This is a genomic window from Clostridium sp. DJ247, assembly GCF_014231265.1.
In genome coordinates this window covers 1-20115 of the sequence record NZ_JABAIW010000069.1, presented here as the reverse complement: position 1 = coordinate 20115, position 20115 = coordinate 1, and the positions used below count along the sequence as shown (strand labels likewise).

The window sequence follows — 20115 nt, the reverse complement described above, 5'->3', positions numbered from 1 at the left end:
GAACTTTAGACTGATTAAAAGTTTTTAACGTGCTGAAGTTTGGCAACATATTCCGGAGTATAAGTTAAGTTTCCACCCGGTCCCCCTATACAGAGTCGCAAAGTAGAAATTTCACTTTATCTTTCTTCTCTAAAATAAGCATTTCCAAGAGCCTTAGGAGGCGCATTCTTTCTAGATTTTTTCATAGAAACAACTACAAGTACAATAAAAGTTACTAAATACGGCACTGCATCAATCAGGTATTGTGATACTATAGGATTATTCATTCTAAAACCTATAATATCTAGCCCTCCAAAGAAATATGCTCCTGCAATAGCCTTATAAGGATTCCAACCCGCAAATATAACTAAAGCAACAGCGATCCATCCTCTTCCTGCAGTTACATTTTCCTGCCACGCTGGTACATAAACTAGAGAAAGGTATGCTCCCCCAAGTCCACAAAGTGCTCCGCCAAGCAGTATGTGAATATACTTATACAAATTTACATTTATACTTGCAGCATCTGCGGCTGCTGGGTTTTCACCTATAGCAATAACATTTAATCCCTTTGATGTTTTATATAAATATATTCCCAATAAAATAGCACAAATATAACCTAAATAAACAAATACATCTTGTCTTAAAAATATAGGTCCTAAAACTGGTATTTTTGACAATATAGGTATTTCTACTGGTTTAAAGAAACTTTTTATTGAGTCTGGAGCTACTTGGCCAACCAGCTTTGTGCCCATTAGACTTGAAAAACCAGTACCAAATATAGTTAGTGTAAGACCAGTAACTGTTTGATTAGCTTTAAAACTTACAGTTAAAAATGCATAAATTAATGAGCCTAGAGCTCCTGCAATCATAGCTGCTAACAAGGCCATTATTGGATTACCTGTTTTCAATCCAATCATAAATCCCATTACAGAGCCAATAAGCATTAACCCTTCTACCCCTAAATTTAAGTTTCCAACCTTTTCAGTTATTATCTCTCCTAAAGTTCCGAAAAGAAGAGGTGTACCAGCTACTACTGCTGCAGCTAAAAAACTAATTATCCAATCCATTTAAGCCACCTCCTTAATTTTTTCCGGTGATGCAAATTTTATTTTAAATCTTATAAAAAGTTCGCTGCCAAGTACAAAAAATAAGATAGTTGACTGTAATATAAAAGCAGCAGATTCAGGTATACCAAAAGCTGTTTGTATAAATCTACCACCAGCTAATAATCCAGCGAATAAAACTGAGACTAATGTTATTCCAAATGAGCTTAAGTAACCAAGCCATGCAACTATTATAGCTGTATAACCTGCTCCTCCTGATACTTGTACAGATAAAGTTTGACTTACTGCGGAAGCTTGTATTACTCCTGCAATTCCACAAATAGCTCCACTTAAAAATAATGCACCTAATACAGTCTTCTTTATATCCATACCTGCATATAAAGCTGTTTTTTCACTAGCTCCTATTACTGAAACCTCGTATCCTTTTTTTGTGTAATTCATATATATATGCACTAGTACAGCAATTACTAAAGCTATTATCCACCCTATATGAATCCCGAATATTTCTGGCAAAGTAGCATTATCAGAAAAGTTGGGTATCTTAGGAAAGCCTAGAGCTGTAGCGTCTTTCCAAGGTCCATATTGAAGATAAGTTACAAATTTTAAAGCTATATAATTCATCATTAAAGTTGTTATAGTTTCATTAGTTTTCCACTTTATTCTAAAATATGTTGGTATTAGTGCCCATATGCCTGCAATTACTGCACCAGTTATAAACATTGCCACTAACAAAAAAAATCTTGGTGTATTTGGAAACTTAAGACCGATTAAAGCTGCTCCAAAAGCACCCATCAATATTTGTCCCTCTCCACCTATATTCCAGAACTCCATTTTGAAAGCTATTGCTATTCCAAGACCCGCTATCAATAAAGGAATTGCTTGAATTATAGTTTGTCTTATACTATAAGGTGAGCCAAAAGCACCTTTTACCATAGTGCCGTATACTGATATAGGATTTAATTTAAGTGCTGCTAAAAATATACTAACTACTAGCAGTGCACCAAGTACTGCTAGTAGTCTAATTTGTAGACTTTTCTTTTTATCAACTTCTGCTCTCTTAACAAGCTTCAGTAGCATATTTATCACCATCCTTTTCTGCGTTTGAAACCATCAATAAACCAAGTTTCTCCTTAGTGGCCTCTTTTGCATCCACGACTCCTGTAATATTTCCACTATTCAAGACCATAATTCTATCACAAAGTTTTATAAGTACGTCCAAATCTTCACCTACAAATAGAATAGAAGTGCCCTTCTTCTTTTCTTCATTTATTAAATTATAAATTGTATAACAGGTATTTATATCTAATCCTCTTACTGGATAAGCCATAACAATAAGTTTAGGATTTAAACTTAACTCTCTTCCTAATAATATCTTTTGTATGTTTCCACCAGATAAATATCTTATTGGATGGTATATTCCTGGAGTTTTTACTTCTAGTTTTTCAACTAATTCCTTTGACTTATCTATTAGGCCTTTTCTGTTTACAAACATACCCTTTTGCTTTTTATAATCTTTAAGTAAGAGATTGTCTATTATGTTCATAGAACCAACTAAACCCATACCTAATCTATCTTCTGGTATAAAGCTTATGGATATTCCCTTTTGAATAATTTCTTTAGAGGACTTTCCTGCCAAATTTTCTCCTTCAAATATTATTTCTCCACTATGTACCTTACACATACCAGTTATAGCTTCACAAAGTTCTTTCTGACCACATCCTGCAATACCTGCAACTCCTAAAACTTCACCTTCTCTTATTTCAAAGCTGGCATCTTTTAAAAGCTTTACGTTATCATTACCTAAAACATTTAAGTTAGAAACTTTTAACACAACTTCTCCTGGCTCACGTTCAACCCTATCTATAAATAAATCCATTTCTTTTCCTACCATAAGTTCAGTAAGATTTTTAGGATTTGTTTCCGTCTTGTTAACTGTACAAACTGTTTCACCTTTTCTTAAAATTGTTATTCTATCTGCTATTTCCATAACCTCATCCATCTTATGTGTTATAAAAATTACAGCGCAACCTTCTTTTTTCATTTTCTCCATTATATTAAACAGCTTTTTAGTTTCTTGAGGTGTAAACACTGAAGTAGGTTCATCTAAAATAAGAATATTCGCTCCTCTATATAGAACTTTTAAAATTTCAAGATTTTGTCTCTCTCCTACGGACATATCATACACATATTTCTGCAAATCTACATCTAATGCAAATCTGCTGCATATATCCTTAATTTTACTTGTAGTTTTATTAAAATCTATAAACATCTTACTTTCTTGACCTAACAATATGTTTTGTTTAGCTGTCATTGACTCAACTAGCTTGAAATGTTGATATATCATTCCAACTCCTGCTTTTATAGCATCCTTAGGTGACGTAAATTTTACCTCTTTATCACGTATATATATAGAACCACTATCAGGGGTATATACCCCTGATAGCATGTTCATGAGTGTACTTTTTCCTGCACCATTCTCTCCAAGGAATGCATGTATTTCTCCAGCTTTTACACTAAAGTCAACATTATTATTTGCTACAACTTTTCCAAATACCTTTGTTATACCTTTTACAGATATTAATTCTGAATTCATAAAGTATCACTCCATAAAAATTATTTTTTAGGAATAGTTCCCTCTACCCCTTGTACAAACCAATCGAAAGATAAAAGTTCTTTGTCTGTCATAACAGTACCTTCTGGTACTTTTACTGCACCAGTTTGATCCTTTATAGGTCCTGCAAATACCTTCTTTTTACCTGAAGCTATATCAGCTTTTACTTTTTCAACTGCTTCCTTAGCTCCCTCTGGTGCATTAGCTGTAAGTGGTGCTAAATCTACTATTCCATCATTAACTCCGCCCCAATAACTTTCTGACTTCCAAGTGTTATTTTGTATAGCTTTTATTTGTTTTACATAGTATGGTCCCCAGTTCCATATAGCTGATGTCATATTAGCTTTAGGTGCAGTCTTACTCATATCTGTGTTATAACCTATAGAGTAAATACCTGCTTCTTCTGCAGCCTGCTGCGGTCCTGCTGTATCTTGATCTTGAGCTATTACATCCACACCTTTAGCTATAAGTGCTTTTGCTGCTTCTTTTTCTTTTGCTGGATCATACCAAGTATTTGTCCAAGTAACCTTAACTACTGCATCAGGCTTTACTGATCTTACTCCTAATGTAAAACCATTTATATTTCTAATTACTTCCGGAATAGGAAAGGCTGCTACCATTCCAATTTTATTTGTCTTAGTTTTCATACCTGCTACTATTCCAGCTAAGTATTCCATATCTTGTATTCTTCCAAAATAATTAGTCATATTTTCTGCTTGCTTATATCCTGAACAGTGAAAGAATTTTATATTTGGATGTTTCTTTGCTTCTGCTTCTATGCCATCCATGAATCCATAACTTGTTCCTATTACTACATTAACCCCTTGATTTACCATATCCTCTACAACTCTTTGAACTTCTGCAGTATCTTCCTTTACTGATTCCTTGTATACTGTTTCAACTCCAGTTTCTTTTTCCAAGTATTTTCTGCCTTGGTCATGAGCATATGTATATCCACCATCACCAATAGGTCCTACATACAAAAATCCTACTTTAATTTTGTTGTCTTTTGATGAATTTTCTGCTGTGCCCTTATTATTTTTATCGCTGGAGCCACAGCCTGTTAACAATGTTACTAATATAGTAACCATTACCAGCATTGTACTTAATAATTTTTTCATAAATATTCCCCCTGAAAAATATTAAATATTTTATAGCAGTACTAGTTTAAACTAGTACTGCTTCTAGAACATTATTTTTTCGGAATAGTTCCCTCTACACCTTCTACAAACCAATTTAAAGAATGAATTTCTTTATCGCTTAAATTACTACCTTCTGGAACTTTTACAGCTCCTGTTTGATCCTTTATAGGTCCTACAAATACTTTATTCTTACCTGAAACTATATCAGCTTTTGCTTTTTCAACCGCTTCCTTAGCTCCCTCTGGTACATTAGCTGTAAGTGGTGCTATATCTACAACTCCATCTTTAATTCCACCCCAATAGCTTTCTGACTTCCAAGTACCGTTTTGTATCTCTTTTATTGCTTTTACATAATATGTTCCCCAATTAAATATGTCTGATGTCAAATTAGCTTTAGGTGCTGATTTACTCATATCTACGTTATATCCTACTGAAAATACACCTGCTTCTTCAGCTGCTTGTTGTGGTCCTGCTGTATTTTGATGCTGTGCTATTACATCCGCTCCTTGTGCTATGAGAGCTTTTGCTGCTTCTTTTTCTTTTGCCGGGTCATACCAAGTATTTGTCCACACAACTTTAACTGTAGCATTAGGATTTACTGATCTAGCTCCTAGAGTAAAAGCATCTATACCTCTAATTACTTCTGGTATTGGATGAGCTCCTACAAATCCAAGTTTATTAGTTTTAGTTTTCATACCTGCAACTATTCCTGATAAATATCTTGCCTCATACTCTCTTCCAAAATAATTAGACATGTTATCTAACTGTTTATATCCACCACCATGTAAGAATTTTATATCTGGATGCTTTTTAGCTTCTGCTTCTATACCATCCATAAACCCAAAGCTTGCACCAATTATTACAGTAGCTCCCTGATTTATCATGTCTTCTGCAACTTTTTGAACTTCAGCTGGATCTTCCTTTACTGATTCCTTATAAATTGTTTCAACTCCAGTTTCCTTTTCTAGCTGCTTTCTGCCTAAATCATGGGCATAGTTATATCCTCCATCACTAACAGGCCCTGACAATATAAATCCTACTTTTATTTTTTCGTTTTCTGCTGGTTTTTCTGCTGTACTTTTTTGTTGGGCTCCACAGCCACCTAGTAAAATAGAAAATGATAGTGCTGTTGCTAAGACTAAGCTTAATTTTTTTCTCATTTGAATACCTCCTAAATTTATAACCTTAACTTTAAATCAAGCAATATTTATGCCAAACTTTCAAATAAGTTTTTTTGACACTTTTACATTATTCCAATGGTTTTTTTAATACATTATCAATAATACTACGGATTTTTATAATTATACTTTTGATAAAAAATATCATTTTGATAATTTATATTCTTCTATTTTTCTATACAAAGTAGCTATGCCTACTCCTAATTTAATAGCAGCCAGTTTCTTTCCTTCAGTAGTTGTCCCATATATTTCAAGTGCCTTTTTTATAGTTTTACTCTCAATCTTTTTTAAATTTAATAATTCTTCCGAGTAAACATTATTTATAGTTTTTTCAGTGTTTTTAATAATTCTCTTTGGAAGGGTTTCTTTGGTTATAATTCCATTAGAATCCATCATATTTATCATAAACTCTACTGTATTTTGAAGCTCTCTTATATTACCTGGCCAATTATACCTAAGCATATAGTCCCATATCTCCCCATCTATACCTATAAAATTTTTGTTAAATAATTTGGCATATTTATTCGCAAAATTATAGGTTATAACTTTAATATCCTCAATTCTTTCCCTAAGAGAAGGTAGCTCTATAGGTATAACACTAAGTCTGTAATATAAATCCTCCCTGAATTGCCCCTGTTCTATAAGCCCTTCTAAATTTTTATTTGTAGCTGCAATTATTCTTATATCTATCTTTACTGAATCATTAGACCCAATTCTAATTACTTCTCTCTCCTGTATAGCACGCAGAAGCTTTACCTGCATATATAAAGGCATGTCTCCTATTTCATCTAAAAATATAGTTCCGCCATTAGCTAACTCAAATTTACCTGATTTTCCTTTAGGATCTGCCCCAGTAAATGCTCCCTTAACATATCCAAACATTTCACTCTCCAAAAGATTTTCTGGTATAGCACCACAGTTAACAGCTACAAAAGGACCATTATTTCTGTCGCTGGCCTTATGTATTGCCCTTGCGAACATTTCTTTACCAGAGCCACTTTCCCCTGTAATCAACACTGTAGATATTGACTTTGATATTTTTAATATTTTTTTCTTTACACTCATTATTTTAGATGAAGTTCCTAGAATATTATCAAATACAACTTCATCTTCAATATTAGTAAGTCTATCAATCTTATTCTTCACAGTCTTACTTTCATTAAATATAAAAATATATTTATACTTTTCTCCTAGTTCAATATCGTTCATAGTACCAATCAAGAAGTATTCTTTATCTTCTAATACAACTTTATATTCCTGCTCCTCCAAAAAATAGTTTCCTGTAAATTCTATATTCATCTTTGTACTATCTTTATGACTTATTCCTAATATTTCATTTGCTTTTTTATTTAAATGAGATATATAATGTTTTTTATCAAGTATAACAACAGCCTGTTCTATTTCGTCTGTTATTGTCTTTAATAAATTTGTCATCATTATAGCTTTTTCATTCTCTATACTCTCAAAAGCCTTTGCACTTATGAGTTCAGATATTTGCTCCAAAAAAGTTGAATAGGTATTCATATTAGCTATAATTCTTTCTCTTTGACAATCTTCGAAGCATATAAGACCAATTACACCTATCACTTCGTTGTTTAACTTTATAGGTACACACATTTCAAATTTTTCAATACAGGTATTGTAGTTTGGACATTCTGTACATAATTCGTTTTTCCCAGGATCACTTATTACATGATTTCCACCTGTTTCTAAAGTTCTTTTATATACATATCCTTGATCTTCTAAACTTTCATTTATTCCATCCCTGTACTTACCCGTTCCAGCTATTCGTATGAGTTCACTGTCAACAAGTTCTACATCTACACCTAAAACCTGTGATAAAATATCTACATATTTAATTGCTGTTTGCTGTATTTTTTTTAATATCGTACTCATTCAATCTCACCTCAAAACAATTACGACTAATTGTTTATGAGTATATTCTTATTATGTATAAATGTCAATAATCATTTTGATAAATTATTAATTTTTATAATAACTTATTATGTTTTTATTATAAAAATATGTGCCAAAATGATAATTTTATTGATTTGTTCTGAAATACATGGTATTTTACTGTATAAGGTTTTTTATAAATTTTTAATTATAAAACTTTACAGCAGTTGCTTTGCCTATAAAACCTTTAAGCCATTTCCATTTGTTTTCTTAAGGATTGAGTTCAGGTCTAAATTTATTTTAAAACACAGAATAAGTAAAAGATACTGGATATTTTAGGTTTTACAGTTTACTATCTATAATATAACTAATAAATATACTTAACTTAGGAAGGACGTGAATTATTATGATAAATAATACAAATGGAATGAAGATTTATAAAGGAAATATTATATATACAATAAGTCCAGATAAATTTACTGCAATTAATAATGGATACATTATTATTATGAACGGGAAGGTTAAAGAAGTTGTAGGTAAGCTTACTAAAGACTATGATGGAGTAGCTATAGAAGACTTTGGTGATAAGTTAATAATACCTGGTATGAATGATTTACATTTTCATGCACCACAGTATAGAAATATAGGTATAGGTATGGATAAAGAATTGATACCTTGGTTAAATTCATACACTTTTCCTGAAGAGTCAAAATTTAAAGAATTAAGTTATGCTGAAAGTGTTTATAAAAAAGTTATTAAAGAAATATGGAAGCATGGAACTACTCGTATATCCGTTTTTTCTACTATTCATAAAGAAGCAACTAAATTGCTTATAGATCTATTTAGTGCTTCTGGTTTATCTGCTTTTATCGGAAAAGTAAATATGGATAGAAATTCTTCAGAATTTTTGACAGAAATAACAGAGCAATCTTTAGAAGATACAGAAGAAATTATTAAATATTGTGAAAGCAAAACAAATTTAATTAGACCTATAATAACTCCTCGATTTGTGCCAAGCTGCTCCTCAAAACTTATGGCAGGCCTTGGTAAACTAGCTGAAAAATATTCTTTACCTGTACAGTCTCATTTATCTGAAAATACAGATGAAATAAGCTGGGTAAAACAACTATATCCTAACAGCAAATCCTATGGACATGTATACAATGAATTTAGATTATTTGGCCAAACTCCTACACTTATGGCACATTGTATATATTCCTCTGACGAGGAAATTGAGCTTATAAAAAACAATAATGTAATGGTTGTGCATTGTCCAATATCCAATGTGAATATAGGTAGTGGAATAATGCCTTGCAGAAAATATCTTGATGCAGGAATTCCTGTTGCATTAGGAACAGATGTAAGTGGAGGAAGCAGCTATTCCATAATAAAAACTATAGCTTATGCAATACAGCTTTCAAAACTATACTGGGTACAATCCAATAAGACTTCTCCTTTTTTATCCACCTCTGAAGCATTTTACTTAGCTACAAAATCTGGTGGCAGCTTTTTCGGTAAAGTTGGAAGCTTTGAGGCAGATTACTCCTTTGATGCATTAGTAATAGATGATTCAAATCTTGGAAACTCTAATTATTCTATTGAAGAAAGATTAGAAAGATTTATATACTTAGGAGATGAACGAAATATAGTATCTAGATATGTAGAAGGACAGCTTGTTCCTGAACCTGTGTTTTAAATGTTAATACTATATGGATTCAAGGGCAGAAATTTAACTTATACTCCGGAATATGTTACCAAGCTTCAGCACGTTAAAACTTTTAATCAGTCTAAAGTTCGTGTTTTAGAAAACCTAAGAACCTTCGATAAACTCGCTTCGCTCAAGCAATCTAATGTTCTAAGATTTTCTAAAACACTTCACTAAGACTGATAAAAAGTTTTTAAATGTGCTTTCAGCTTTGGTAACACATTCCTACGTATAAGTTAAATTTCAAGTCTGGATACCTATATCATGGCAAAATTTTGCTGTACTAGTAAAGATTTTTACTAAAATATCTGTCTCCTCTATCAGGAAAAATCGTAACTATATTACCACACTTAATAGATTTAGCTAACTTTAATACTACTGCCATTGCTGCCCCAGAGGAGGATCCAACAATAAGTCCTTCTCTCCGAGCTAGCTCCTTAACCGTATTAAAGGCTTCAATATCGTTGACCTTTATAACTTCATCTACCAAACTCATGTTAAGGGTTTCAGGTATAAAATTATTTCCTATACCTTCAATGGTGTAACACCCCTCACTACCGCCTCCTATGGTAGAACCCTGTGGATCAGCTATAACAGCTTTAATATCTGGATTCTTCTCCTTTAGATATTTAGCAATACCTGTAAAGGTACCACCGCTACCTGCACCTGCTACAAAATAATCTATCTTATTATCCATAGATGAATAGATTTCTGGTCCTGTAGTTAAATAATGTGCCATTGGGTTATCTGGGTTTTCAAACTGCTTAAGTGAAACTGAGTTTGGTATAGTTTTTATTAATTCCTGTGCTTTTTCCATAGCTCCCTGCATACCAAGTTCTCTTGGAGTATTTATGAGTTCTGCTCCCAGTGCTTTCATAAGCAGTTGTTTTTCTATTGAAAACTTTTCTGGAACAACAAATATCACTCTATATCCTTTATTTATAGCTCCTAGTGCAATACCTAATCCTGTATTACCTGCAGTAGCTTCAATTATAGTGTCCCCTTTTTTAAGGGTACCTTCTTCTTCTGCCTTTGCAATCATATATATACCAATTCTATCCTTGACGCTTCCACCAGGATTAAAGCACTCTAATTTTACAAATATATTAACATCTTTCTTTATATCAAAATTATTTATCTTTAATATAGGTGTGTTTCCAATAAGTTCCCTTATGTCGTTAGCGTAATTCATAGATTATTTTTCCTCCTTAGATACATATTCTAATCCATCTAAAGCATTTTTTATATCCTCAACCAAATCCTGTTTATTCTCAAGCCCAACAGATAACCTTATTAAGTTATCAACAATACCTATTTCTTGTCTTATTTCATAAGGTATAGAAGCATGTGTCATAGTTGCTGGGTGCGATATTAAGGATTCTACCCCACCTAGGCTTTCTCCTAAAGTTATAAGTTTTATTCCCTGAAAAAACTTGTTAACATCTAAACCATCTTTTAACACAAATGAAATTATAGCTCCTGATCCACTTACTTGCTTTCTATGGGTTTCATACCCTACATGTTCACTAGAACCAGGGTAGTAAATCTTATCTATTAATGGGTGCTCTTCCAGAAATTCAAATACATGCTGTGCATTTTCTATATGTCTATCCATCCTAACTGAAAGAGTCTTTATTCCTCTAATAAGAAGCCATGAATCAAATGGATTTAATATTCCTCCTGTAGAGTTTTGTATAAAGTGTAGTTTCTCTGCTAACTCTTCACTATTTACAACTGCAAGACCAGCTATTAAATCACTATGTCCTCCTAAGTACTTTGTGGCACTGTGGATTACAATATCTGCTCCAAGTTCAATTGGCTTTTGAAGATATGGTGTCATAAATGTGTTATCTACAATAGTTATTATATTATTCTTCTTGCCTATTTCAGATATTTTAGCTATATCAGTTATTGTCATAAGAGGGTTTGTTGGCGTTTCAATAAATATAGCTTTAACATTTTCAGTAATTTTAGATTCTATATCCTTATGATTACTAGTATCTACAAGCTCATATTGTAGATTAAAATTTTTAAATACTTTATCTAAGATTCTAAAACTTCCACCATATACATTATTCGAAATTAAAATCTTATCTCCACTTTTAAAAAGCATTAATACAGCTGATATTGCAGCCATGCCCGACGCAAATGCAAAACCTGCATATCCACCTTCAAGTTCTGAAATTAACTTTTCTAGAGCATACCTTGTTGGATTTCCTGTTCTTGAATACTCATACCCACTATTTACCCCTAGTTGAGATTGTTTATAGGTAGATGTTTGATATATAGGCACATTTACAGCCCCTGTATGCTCATCTCCATCTATTCCACCATGTATTAATAATGATTCAAATTTCATATTTGTTCCTCCTAATTTGTGCGTTTAATAACTTAATGAAAACTTAATTGTAATTTTTTAATAAATTTGTAGATTATGAATTCTGCAAAACAAAAAAACTTCTGCCTCTAATACAGAGGCAGAAGTTTACTCCCGCGGTTCCACTCTGTTTATTATGTAAAATACCATAGGTAAGTTACATAACAACTCTAATTTTGGTACAATCATACCTCAACGCTTTAACAGGCGTACCCGCTGAAGTCTACTAAACTTCAATTCAGAACTCCGAGATGCACTTCAGTTATCATCAACTTAAGTCCCTTCCACCCAATGAGGACTTTTCTCTGAAAGCTTCACATAACTTACTCTTCCCATCATAGCAATTGTTATTATTTTATTATAAGTTAATTTATATACTATATAATACTAGCTATATTATGTTTATGTGAATATAATACACATATTCAAATTATATATTTTAAACTAGTCTCATTTTTTCATTTTTCTCTAACTGTACTACTACTCCATCTTGAATAACCAAGGTCACATGTCCATATTTAATTAATTGTAAACTCTCTATAAGTTTATTTAAATTTTCTTTAGAAATGCCATTACTAATTTTATTATCTACTCTATTATTGATTTTGTTATTTACTCCAGACATCTTTATCCCTCCACTAATAATAGTAATACCTTCAATTTTATACCATTCTCATGTAAGCTATCACTACGGTAAAAATCCTATAAAGTTATTCATCATTAAAATTATGGATTTTATCCAATAACTACCCGCTCTAATACTCCCATCTTTATAGGAAACTCCTCTTCAGAGGAGTAAGCGATTCGCACAAAATCACAGATTTTGGCTCTCTGCCTAACTAGGAGTAAAGAGCGGCTACGCCCCTGGATTCGTTCAGCTAAGAATCAGGTGGGGGTTAAATGCCTAAATGGCATTTAACGGGCAGTTTGCTGATGGTAATCAGCTATAAGAAACTGCCCCGGAGTCGTAAGACAAACCCCATCTGATTCAAGTTTCACTTTATAGATTCCGGATTCTATAAAACAAAAAACTTCTGCCTCTATTACAGAGGCAGAAGTATACTTCCGCGGTTCCACTCTGTTTATTATGTAAAATACTATAGGTAAGTTACATAACAACTCTAATATTAGTACAATCATACTTCAACGCTTTAACGGGCGTACCCGCTGAAGTCTACTAAACTTCAATTCAGAGCTCCGAGATGCACTTCAGTTATCATCAACCTAAGTCCCTTCCACCCAACGAGGACTTTTCTCTAAAAGCTTCCTATAACTTACTCTTCTCATCACAGCAATTATTATTATGCTACTATAAATAAATCAAATATTAATTCCAAACTAATAATATCATATTAATAAAATTCAGTCAATTATTTTATAAGTTTTCTGAAAATATTTATAGATATATTACAATGATTAATGTTAAAGGTTCCGTACCTATAATTCAATAACTTCTAAATCTTCAGGTACTATTATATTTCCCTGAAAAAATTCCCTACCTTCTTCAGTATAAAGTCTTTTTCTTTCTAAAATATTCTTATCTTCTGTATGATATAGTATCACAGTTTTAGCATTCAATTTATTTGCATTTTCACAAGCATCTTTAACTGTTGCATGATGTTTTTCATAAGGTTTAAAAATATCTCTCTGAGAATAAAGGCAAAAAGCCTCATGAAGAAGGTAGTCAGAATTTACTACATACTTATGTAATTTTTCCTTGTAAGGTTCATCACCGAGAAAAGTCAACTTTTTGTTATTTGAAACATTAGTTGTAAAGCCAAATTGAAGTTGCTTTGTGCTTTGTATGTCAAAAAACTCAAACATCCAGTCCAATATTTGAAAGCGACTTCCATCCTCAATACTCTTAAATAATATTCTGTCTTCAATGTACTTAGTAAATTTCTTTTCAAGCAGTAAATTAGATATTGTTTTAATAACTTCTATATTTTCTTCATGACAATATATTACAAGATTTCCACAATATTTTTCATTAATAATCTGTTGAGCCACAGCTCTTATAATCCATACTATTCCTGTAATATGATCATTATGTCGATGGGATATAAACACATTATGTATATTATTAATAAGAATTTGTGACTTTTCTAGATTTGCGAGTATAGTGTTTCCACCACCAGTATCAACAAGAAAATGTTCGATTCCATTAGAGATAGTAAAACATGTGTTGTAGCATTTTGTAACCATGGCACTGCCTGTACCAAGTATAGTTAACTTATTCATAAAAACCCCCCGTTTGTGTATATTTCACGTCAAATTAATAGTATATTTTTATTATAATAGTAACTATTATAAATATCTATGTTCATTTGAACAAATTTTATTTATTAATACTTATAAAAAATTACTACATACTTGTTTCTCTCATTGCCTTTTAGATCCCAAATGTATTATATTGACATGTTATTTTATTTTAACTACAATATTATATATAAAAATAAAATTTATTTTGTATGAGTTGACCACAAAAAGCTGGAGACCATTTAGTCTTTAGTTTTTTTGTTTATTAGTAAAAATAATACTTACCAAAATAAGCAATATATTTATATGCAAGTAACATTGAAAGGAAGATTATATAAATGTCCAACAGTAACGTACGATGGCAACATCCTATCTCACGATTAAAATTTCTAAATATTGATGACACAACCTTCGATTTTAAATCAACAGAAAATCTATTTAATGAAGATGGCTTTTCTTTAGCTGAAGGTACTTATAATAACACTTCAGAGGAAAAGGTTGTGCGTACTTCGGGATCTCATAATTGCGGTGGCCGATGCATTATTAAGGCTCACGTTAAAGATAACCGTATCATAAGAATCTCTACTGATGACGACATTCCTGATACAGAGAAAGTACCTCAATTACGAGGATGTCTACGATGTCGTTCATATAGAAATCGATTATATCATCAGGATCGCTTGAAATATCCTATGAAAAGAGTTGGAAAACGTGGTGAGGGAAAATTTCAGCGTATTACATGGGATGAAGCTCTAGATATAATTGCAGACAATACTAAAAGGTTAATGCAGCAATATGGTCCCGATTCTATATATATGCAGTATGCTACAGGCAATGCTGGAAAACTCTCAGAACGAGCATGGATGGGACGTTTGCTTGGAATGTATGGTGGCTATCTATCTTATTACGGCAGCTACAGTACAGCTTGCACACAAATTGCTACACCTTATACATATGGTACAATCTACACTGGAAACAGCCGTGAGGATTGGGTAAATTCTAAGTTAATTATACTGCTAGGTTGGAATCCTGCAGAAACTATTCACGGTACTAATACTTCTTATTATCTCAAGATGGCTAAAGAGGCTGGGGCAAAAATTATCTGCATTGATCCTATTTATTCTAATACCGCAGTAGGATTGGCAGATCAATGGATTCCAATTAAACCAACCACAGATAGTGCTCTATTAGATGCTATGGCTTATGTTATGATCACTGAAAATCTTCATGATCAAGAATTCTTAAATACATATTGTCTAGGTTTTGACGAAGATCATATGCCTTCTGGTATTCCTAATGGCAATTCATACAAAAGTTATATTCTTGGTAAAAGTGAGGACAAGACTCCTAAAACTCCTGCTTGGGCCGAAGCTATTACCGGCATACCACAGGAAACTATTGTACAATTAGCACGAGAGTATGCTACTAATAAACCTGGTGCACTGATTCAAGGCTTTGGACCACAACGCCACGCTTATGGTGAACAAGTAGTGCGCAGTGGAACAGTTTTAGCAGCTATGACTGGTAATGTAGGTATAAAAGGCGGCTGGGCATCAGGAACTGGCTACCAAGCACGTGAGGGTTTCGTAGCATCTATTCCGTCATATAATCCTAACAAGGCGCAAATATCCGTATTTAGTTGGCCTGATGCTATTAAACGTGGTATTGGAATGGGAGCAGATTTAAGCGTAAAAGGCGTCAAACAACTATCTTCTAATATTAAGCTTATATTTAATTTAGGTGGTAATTGTCTAGTAAATCAACATGCAGATTCAAACGGAACTGCAAAGATGCTAGAAGATGAAAGTTTGGTAGAATTTATAGTTGTAACTGAGCACTTTCTTACTCCAAGTGCTAAATTTGCAGACATACTTTTACCAGCAGATAACATGATGGAACGGGATGATATTGTGAAACCATGGGGATATGGCGATTATGTGCTCTATATGAATAAAGCAGTAGATACGGTGTTTGAATGCCGAAATGCTTATGACTGGATTAGTGAGCTGGCTGATAGATTAGGGCTTAAAGAAAAATTTACAGAAGGTAGAAGCATAGATCAATGGCTGGAGTATCTTGTTGAGGAAACAGCTAAGAAAAACCCAGATTTTCCATCCTATAAAGAATTTAAAGAAAAAGGAGTATACCGCTGGCAATATGATGAGCCATATATTGCTTTTCAGAAGCAAATTCAGGATCCTAACAATAATCCATTCCCTACACCTTCGGGAAAAATAGAAATTTTTTCTCCTCGTTTGTGGGATATGAATAACCCAACTGAAATTCCGGCTATGCCTAAATATATTAAAGCTTGGGAAGGACCCGAAGATCCCTTGAGTAAAAAATATACACTTCAATGTATTGGGCATCATTATAAACGTAGAGTTCATTCAATATTTGACAACACTGGCTGGATGGAAGAAGCGGGCCCTCAGGAGGTCTGGGTTAACACTGCAGATGCCGTCAAACGTGGACTTATAAATGGAGATTTAGTAAAAGTCTTCAATGATCGTGGAATCATAATCTTACCAATAAAGGTTACTCCTCGTATTATGCCTGGCGTAGTGTCTGTACCACAAGGGGCCTGGTGGACCCCTGACGAAAAAGGCGTTGATAGACGAGGTTGCATTAATACTTTGACGAAATATCACCCCACTCCTTTGGCTTTTGGTAATCCTACACATACTAATTTAGTAGAAATAATAAAGGCATGATGAAAGGAGATTTATAATATATGACAAAACAACTGGGATTTTATTTTGAACAAAAACATTGTGTGGGCTGCAGTACTTGCCAAATAGCCTGTAAAGATAAAAATAATTTAGAAGTAGGACAACTATTCCGGAAAGTATATGAAATTTCAGGTGGAGATTATATAGAAAAAGGCACAGCCATTGTACCAGAAATTTATGCTTTTTGGGTGTCAATGAGCTGTAATCATTGCATCAATCCTGCATGTGTGAAGAACTGCCCAACTGGAGCAATGAAAAAGCGATCAGAGGATGGCATTGTGTATATTGATCAAGAACAATGTATTGGTTGTCTTCGCTGTGTTAAGAGTTGCCCCTATGACTCACCCCAATATAATCCTGCCACTAAAAAAGTTGGCAAGTGTAATTTTTGTATGGATCTCTTATCAATAGGGAAACAACCTGTGTGTGTTACTTCATGCCCTTTAAGAGCATTAAATTATGGTGAATTAGATCTATTGCAGCAAAAATATGGAACTGTTAACGAAACTAAAGGTATACCTAGAGCAGATATTACTGAACCTGCATTGGTCATTGCCCCTCATAATAACGCAATAAATAGGTAAGGAGATTTTTAATAGAATGGATACTATAAAGCAATGGTTAACTGAAAGGCAAACTATATATTCTATACTGGCACTTTTTTACCGTGGAGATTTAAGCAAGGGGTTGGACATATTAAAAAGTACTGGTATACTACAGAGATTTTCTGAATACGTTGATAATCCACAACTATCTGAGGGTGCTAAGATAGTCACTAAAGAAATAGATGAAAATGTAAAAAATAATAAGCATATAGATTTGTTATTAGATGAGCATCAAAGATTATTTGTTGGTCCTGATCACATCCCAGCACCTATTTATGAATCAGTTTATAGAACTAAAGATAAATTACTTTTTGGACAGTCTGAGCTAGAAGTTCGTAAAATTTACTACAACTCTGGATTAGAGGTAAAATCAACAGAGCCTGCTGATCATCTTGCATTGGAATTGTCATTCATGGCACGCTTATGTTTCATAACCAAAGATGATTTTTCCCAACAGGTTATAGAATATTTAAACAAACAACATGATTTCTTAAAAGATCATTTATTACAGTGGGTTCCACTTTGGGCTGATGCTGTCAATGCTAATGCTCAAACCAAGTTTTGGAGTGGTCTAGCCCTAGTAACAAAAGGTTGGCTCATGAATGATTTAGCTGAAGTACAAGAAATTTTAACATCCATGTTTAACATTGAACAAAAATAAAATAAAAATTACAATAAGCTAGTTATAAAAACTACAAATTGTAATTTTTATCTTATTGTTTAGAACTGATATATATCATACTCTTATATTCGCCAATAACCTTTTATCACAGCATCTAAATGTTAGATAAGCCAAAAAGAGATAATTATGTGAATGAATTAGTTATATGGATAATCACAACTTAAATTTAACTCATACATAGGGGTATATTACCAATATTGAAGTCACATTTAGATATTTTTTTATTAGTCTTAGCTCAAATTTGAGAAAAAATCTTAGAACTTTAGATATGTTTGAGGTACGAGTTTATCAAAGTTCTTAGATTTTTCTCAAATTTGAGCTTTAGACTAATTAAAAATATTTAACGTGACGAAATATGGTAATATACCCCGGAGTATGAGTTAAATTTCGGGCATGATTATCTATATTTACTTCCATGATGATAACACCTTAAATGCTAAATTGGCAAAATAATTAGCTGCTACAGGTAACGCATCCTCATTTAACGTATAAGCTGGATGATGCCATTCCTTTGTACCATCCACACCTATCCACACATAAAAACCAGGAATTTTACTTTGATAAAAAGCAAAATCCTCGCCGCCTTGATTTTGCTGAGCCTCTACAACTGTATAACCAAGTTCTTTAGCAACTTCAGTTGCTACTTCAGTAAATTGAGGATCATTATTAACAACGGGTAAATACGAAAACCACCTAAAATCTATTTTTCCGCCAAATGCAGATGCAATACCTTCAGCTGTACGCTTCATTAATTGTGAAATACTGGCACGAGCTTCATCTTGAAATGTTCTTACAGTGCCTTCAAGTTCAGCCTTATCAGGAATTACATTCCATGTATTCCCTGCTTGAAAACGTGTAATACTGAGAACTACATTGTAAAATGAACTTAAATTACGACTTACAATGAACTGTAATCCAGATACAATTTCACTGGCTATAACAATTGGATCCACACAATTATTTGGCATGCCTGCATGCCCACCTACACCAATGACATCTATTTCAAATCTGTCCACACTTGCCATTAAAGCACCAGACTTTATACCTATTGTTCCAACAGGAAGATCTGGCCTGTTATGAAATCCAAATATAGCTTCTACATTTTCTAGTATTCCTAATTTACAAAGATCTGCTGCCCCTTGCGCAGTTTCTTCTGCAGGTTGGAAAATAATTCGTACCTTCCCTTTTAATTCAGACTTTCGTTTATTTATAAGAATAGCTGCTCCTAAAATAGAAGCAGTATGAAAATCATGACCGCAAGCATGCATAATCCCTGAATTTTCAGACGCAAAAGGTAATCCCGTTTCTTCATTAATTGGTAATGCATCAATATCTGAACGTAGGGCAATGGTTGGGCCTGGGTTATCACCTGATATTTCTGCAATTACACCTGAAGCTAATGGATAATCTAACATATCTATATTTGCTTCTTTTAACCATTGTCGAATACGTTTAGTAGTTTCAAATTCTTTCCCTGATAACTCTGGATTTCTGTGCAATTCACGACGATAACTAATCAATTTTTCATGTAATTTTTTTTCTTCTTCCAATAATGACATTTTTTAGCTTCTCCTCTCAATCACTGGTTTTGACTATTTTACAAGTCCTTCATCTAGTTTTTTAAGAGACCTATTTATTTAAGTATTTTTTACTATTTTATCTATATTCTTAGAATTGGTTCCTCTTAATTTAATATTAATGGTTTAATCAGATTTTACAAGGCTATTTTGTTTTTAATAAGATTACATAAGAAAATTTAAGTATAACACCAAACTTTTTAATGTAGTTTTCCCATATAGATATCCACAACTTAAATTTAACTTATACGTAGGAATATGATGCCAAAACTGAAGGCACTTTTAAAAACTTTTTTATCAGTCTTAGT

Annotated in this window: 15 protein-coding genes and 2 other annotated features; of the genes, 4 read left to right on the top strand and 11 right to left on the bottom strand. The window is 32.9% G+C overall.

The annotated features are described in order from the left end of the window. Positions 1 to 116: 116 nt before the first annotated feature. The 6 genes from HGI79_RS19905 to HGI79_RS19880 form a co-directional block, all read right to left on the bottom strand. Positions 117 to 1046, bottom strand: coding sequence for an ABC transporter permease (locus HGI79_RS19905; protein WP_185652421.1), 930 nt, complete (start codon positions 1044 to 1046; stop codon positions 117 to 119). Beyond that, positions 1047 to 2120 (bottom strand): ABC transporter permease, encoded by a 1074-nt coding sequence (locus HGI79_RS19900; protein WP_185652420.1) that lies wholly within the window; start codon positions 2118 to 2120, stop codon positions 1047 to 1049. Further along, positions 2101 to 3636 carry an ABC transporter ATP-binding protein gene (locus tag HGI79_RS19895; RefSeq protein ID WP_185652419.1) on the bottom strand — a complete coding sequence of 512 codons (1536 nt, stop codon included), beginning with the start codon at positions 3634 to 3636 and terminating at the stop codon, positions 2101 to 2103. The genes HGI79_RS19900 and HGI79_RS19895 overlap by 20 nt, the downstream gene beginning before the upstream one ends. 20 nt (positions 3637 to 3656) lie before the next feature. Further along, positions 3657 to 4775: a BMP family ABC transporter substrate-binding protein gene (locus tag HGI79_RS19890; RefSeq protein WP_185652418.1), complete on the bottom strand. Its 1119-nt coding sequence runs from the start codon at positions 4773 to 4775 to the stop codon at positions 3657 to 3659. A gap of 71 nt (positions 4776 to 4846) precedes the next feature. Further along, the gene (locus tag HGI79_RS19885; RefSeq protein ID WP_185652417.1) at positions 4847 to 5956 is read right to left on the bottom strand and encodes a BMP family ABC transporter substrate-binding protein; all 1110 of its coding nucleotides are present in this window, start codon (positions 5954 to 5956) and stop codon (positions 4847 to 4849) included. Between the two features lie 162 nt (positions 5957 to 6118). Further along, positions 6119 to 7870 (bottom strand): sigma 54-interacting transcriptional regulator, encoded by a 1752-nt coding sequence (locus HGI79_RS19880; protein ID WP_185652416.1) that lies wholly within the window; start codon positions 7868 to 7870, stop codon positions 6119 to 6121. A gap of 406 nt (positions 7871 to 8276) precedes the next feature. Here HGI79_RS19880 and guaD point away from each other — a divergent pair, with 406 nt between their 5' ends. Then, on the top strand, positions 8277 to 9566 hold the full coding sequence (guaD, locus tag HGI79_RS19875) for a guanine deaminase (RefSeq protein WP_241428284.1): 1290 nt from the start codon (positions 8277 to 8279) through the stop codon (positions 9564 to 9566). Between the two features lie 292 nt (positions 9567 to 9858). On the opposite strand, the gene cysK is transcribed toward guaD, so the two are convergent. The 4 genes from cysK to HGI79_RS19855 all read right to left on the bottom strand — a co-directional run bounded on the left by cysK (position 9859) and on the right by HGI79_RS19855 (position 14193). Further along, positions 9859 to 10767, bottom strand: a complete 909-nt coding sequence (cysK, locus tag HGI79_RS19870; protein ID WP_185652415.1) for a cysteine synthase A — start codon at positions 10765 to 10767, stop codon at positions 9859 to 9861. Between the two features lie 3 nt (positions 10768 to 10770). Next, a complete protein-coding gene (locus HGI79_RS19865) occupies positions 10771 to 11934 on the bottom strand; it encodes a PLP-dependent aspartate aminotransferase family protein (protein ID WP_185652414.1) in 1164 nt (387 codons plus the stop codon). Between the two features lie 111 nt (positions 11935 to 12045). After that, positions 12046 to 12300, bottom strand: a binding site (T-box leader). Positions 12301 to 12391: 91 nt separating this feature from the next. After that, positions 12392 to 12577 (bottom strand): YezD family protein, encoded by a 186-nt coding sequence (locus HGI79_RS19860; RefSeq protein WP_185652413.1) that lies wholly within the window; start codon positions 12575 to 12577, stop codon positions 12392 to 12394. A 419-nt stretch (positions 12578 to 12996) separates the two neighbouring features. After that, positions 12997 to 13251: a binding site (T-box leader), on the bottom strand. A gap of 138 nt (positions 13252 to 13389) precedes the next feature. Further along, complete coding sequence (locus HGI79_RS19855; RefSeq protein ID WP_185652412.1) at positions 13390 to 14193, bottom strand: MBL fold metallo-hydrolase; 804 nt, start codon at positions 14191 to 14193, stop codon at positions 13390 to 13392. A gap of 389 nt (positions 14194 to 14582) precedes the next feature. Between HGI79_RS19855 and HGI79_RS19850 the strand changes: the two genes are divergently transcribed. The 3 genes from HGI79_RS19850 to HGI79_RS19840 are packed head-to-tail and all read left to right on the top strand — an operon-like array spanning position 14583 to position 18209. Then, a complete protein-coding gene (locus tag HGI79_RS19850; protein ID WP_395939562.1) occupies positions 14583 to 16925 on the top strand; it encodes a DMSO/selenate family reductase complex A subunit in 2343 nt (780 codons plus the stop codon). 20 nt (positions 16926 to 16945) lie between these two features. Further along, positions 16946 to 17527 (top strand): DMSO/selenate family reductase complex B subunit, encoded by a 582-nt coding sequence (locus HGI79_RS19845; RefSeq protein WP_185652410.1) that lies wholly within the window; start codon positions 16946 to 16948, stop codon positions 17525 to 17527. Between the two features lie 16 nt (positions 17528 to 17543). After that, positions 17544 to 18209 carry a molecular chaperone gene (locus HGI79_RS19840; protein ID WP_185652409.1) on the top strand — a complete coding sequence of 222 codons (666 nt, stop codon included), beginning with the start codon at positions 17544 to 17546 and terminating at the stop codon, positions 18207 to 18209. Between the two features lie 428 nt (positions 18210 to 18637). Here the strand turns inward: HGI79_RS19840 and HGI79_RS19835 are convergent, their stop codons facing one another. Further along, entirely contained in the window at positions 18638 to 19789 is a 1152-nt protein-coding gene (locus tag HGI79_RS19835; protein WP_185652408.1) for a M20 peptidase aminoacylase family protein, read from the bottom strand. Positions 19790 to 20115: the final 326 nt, after the last annotated feature.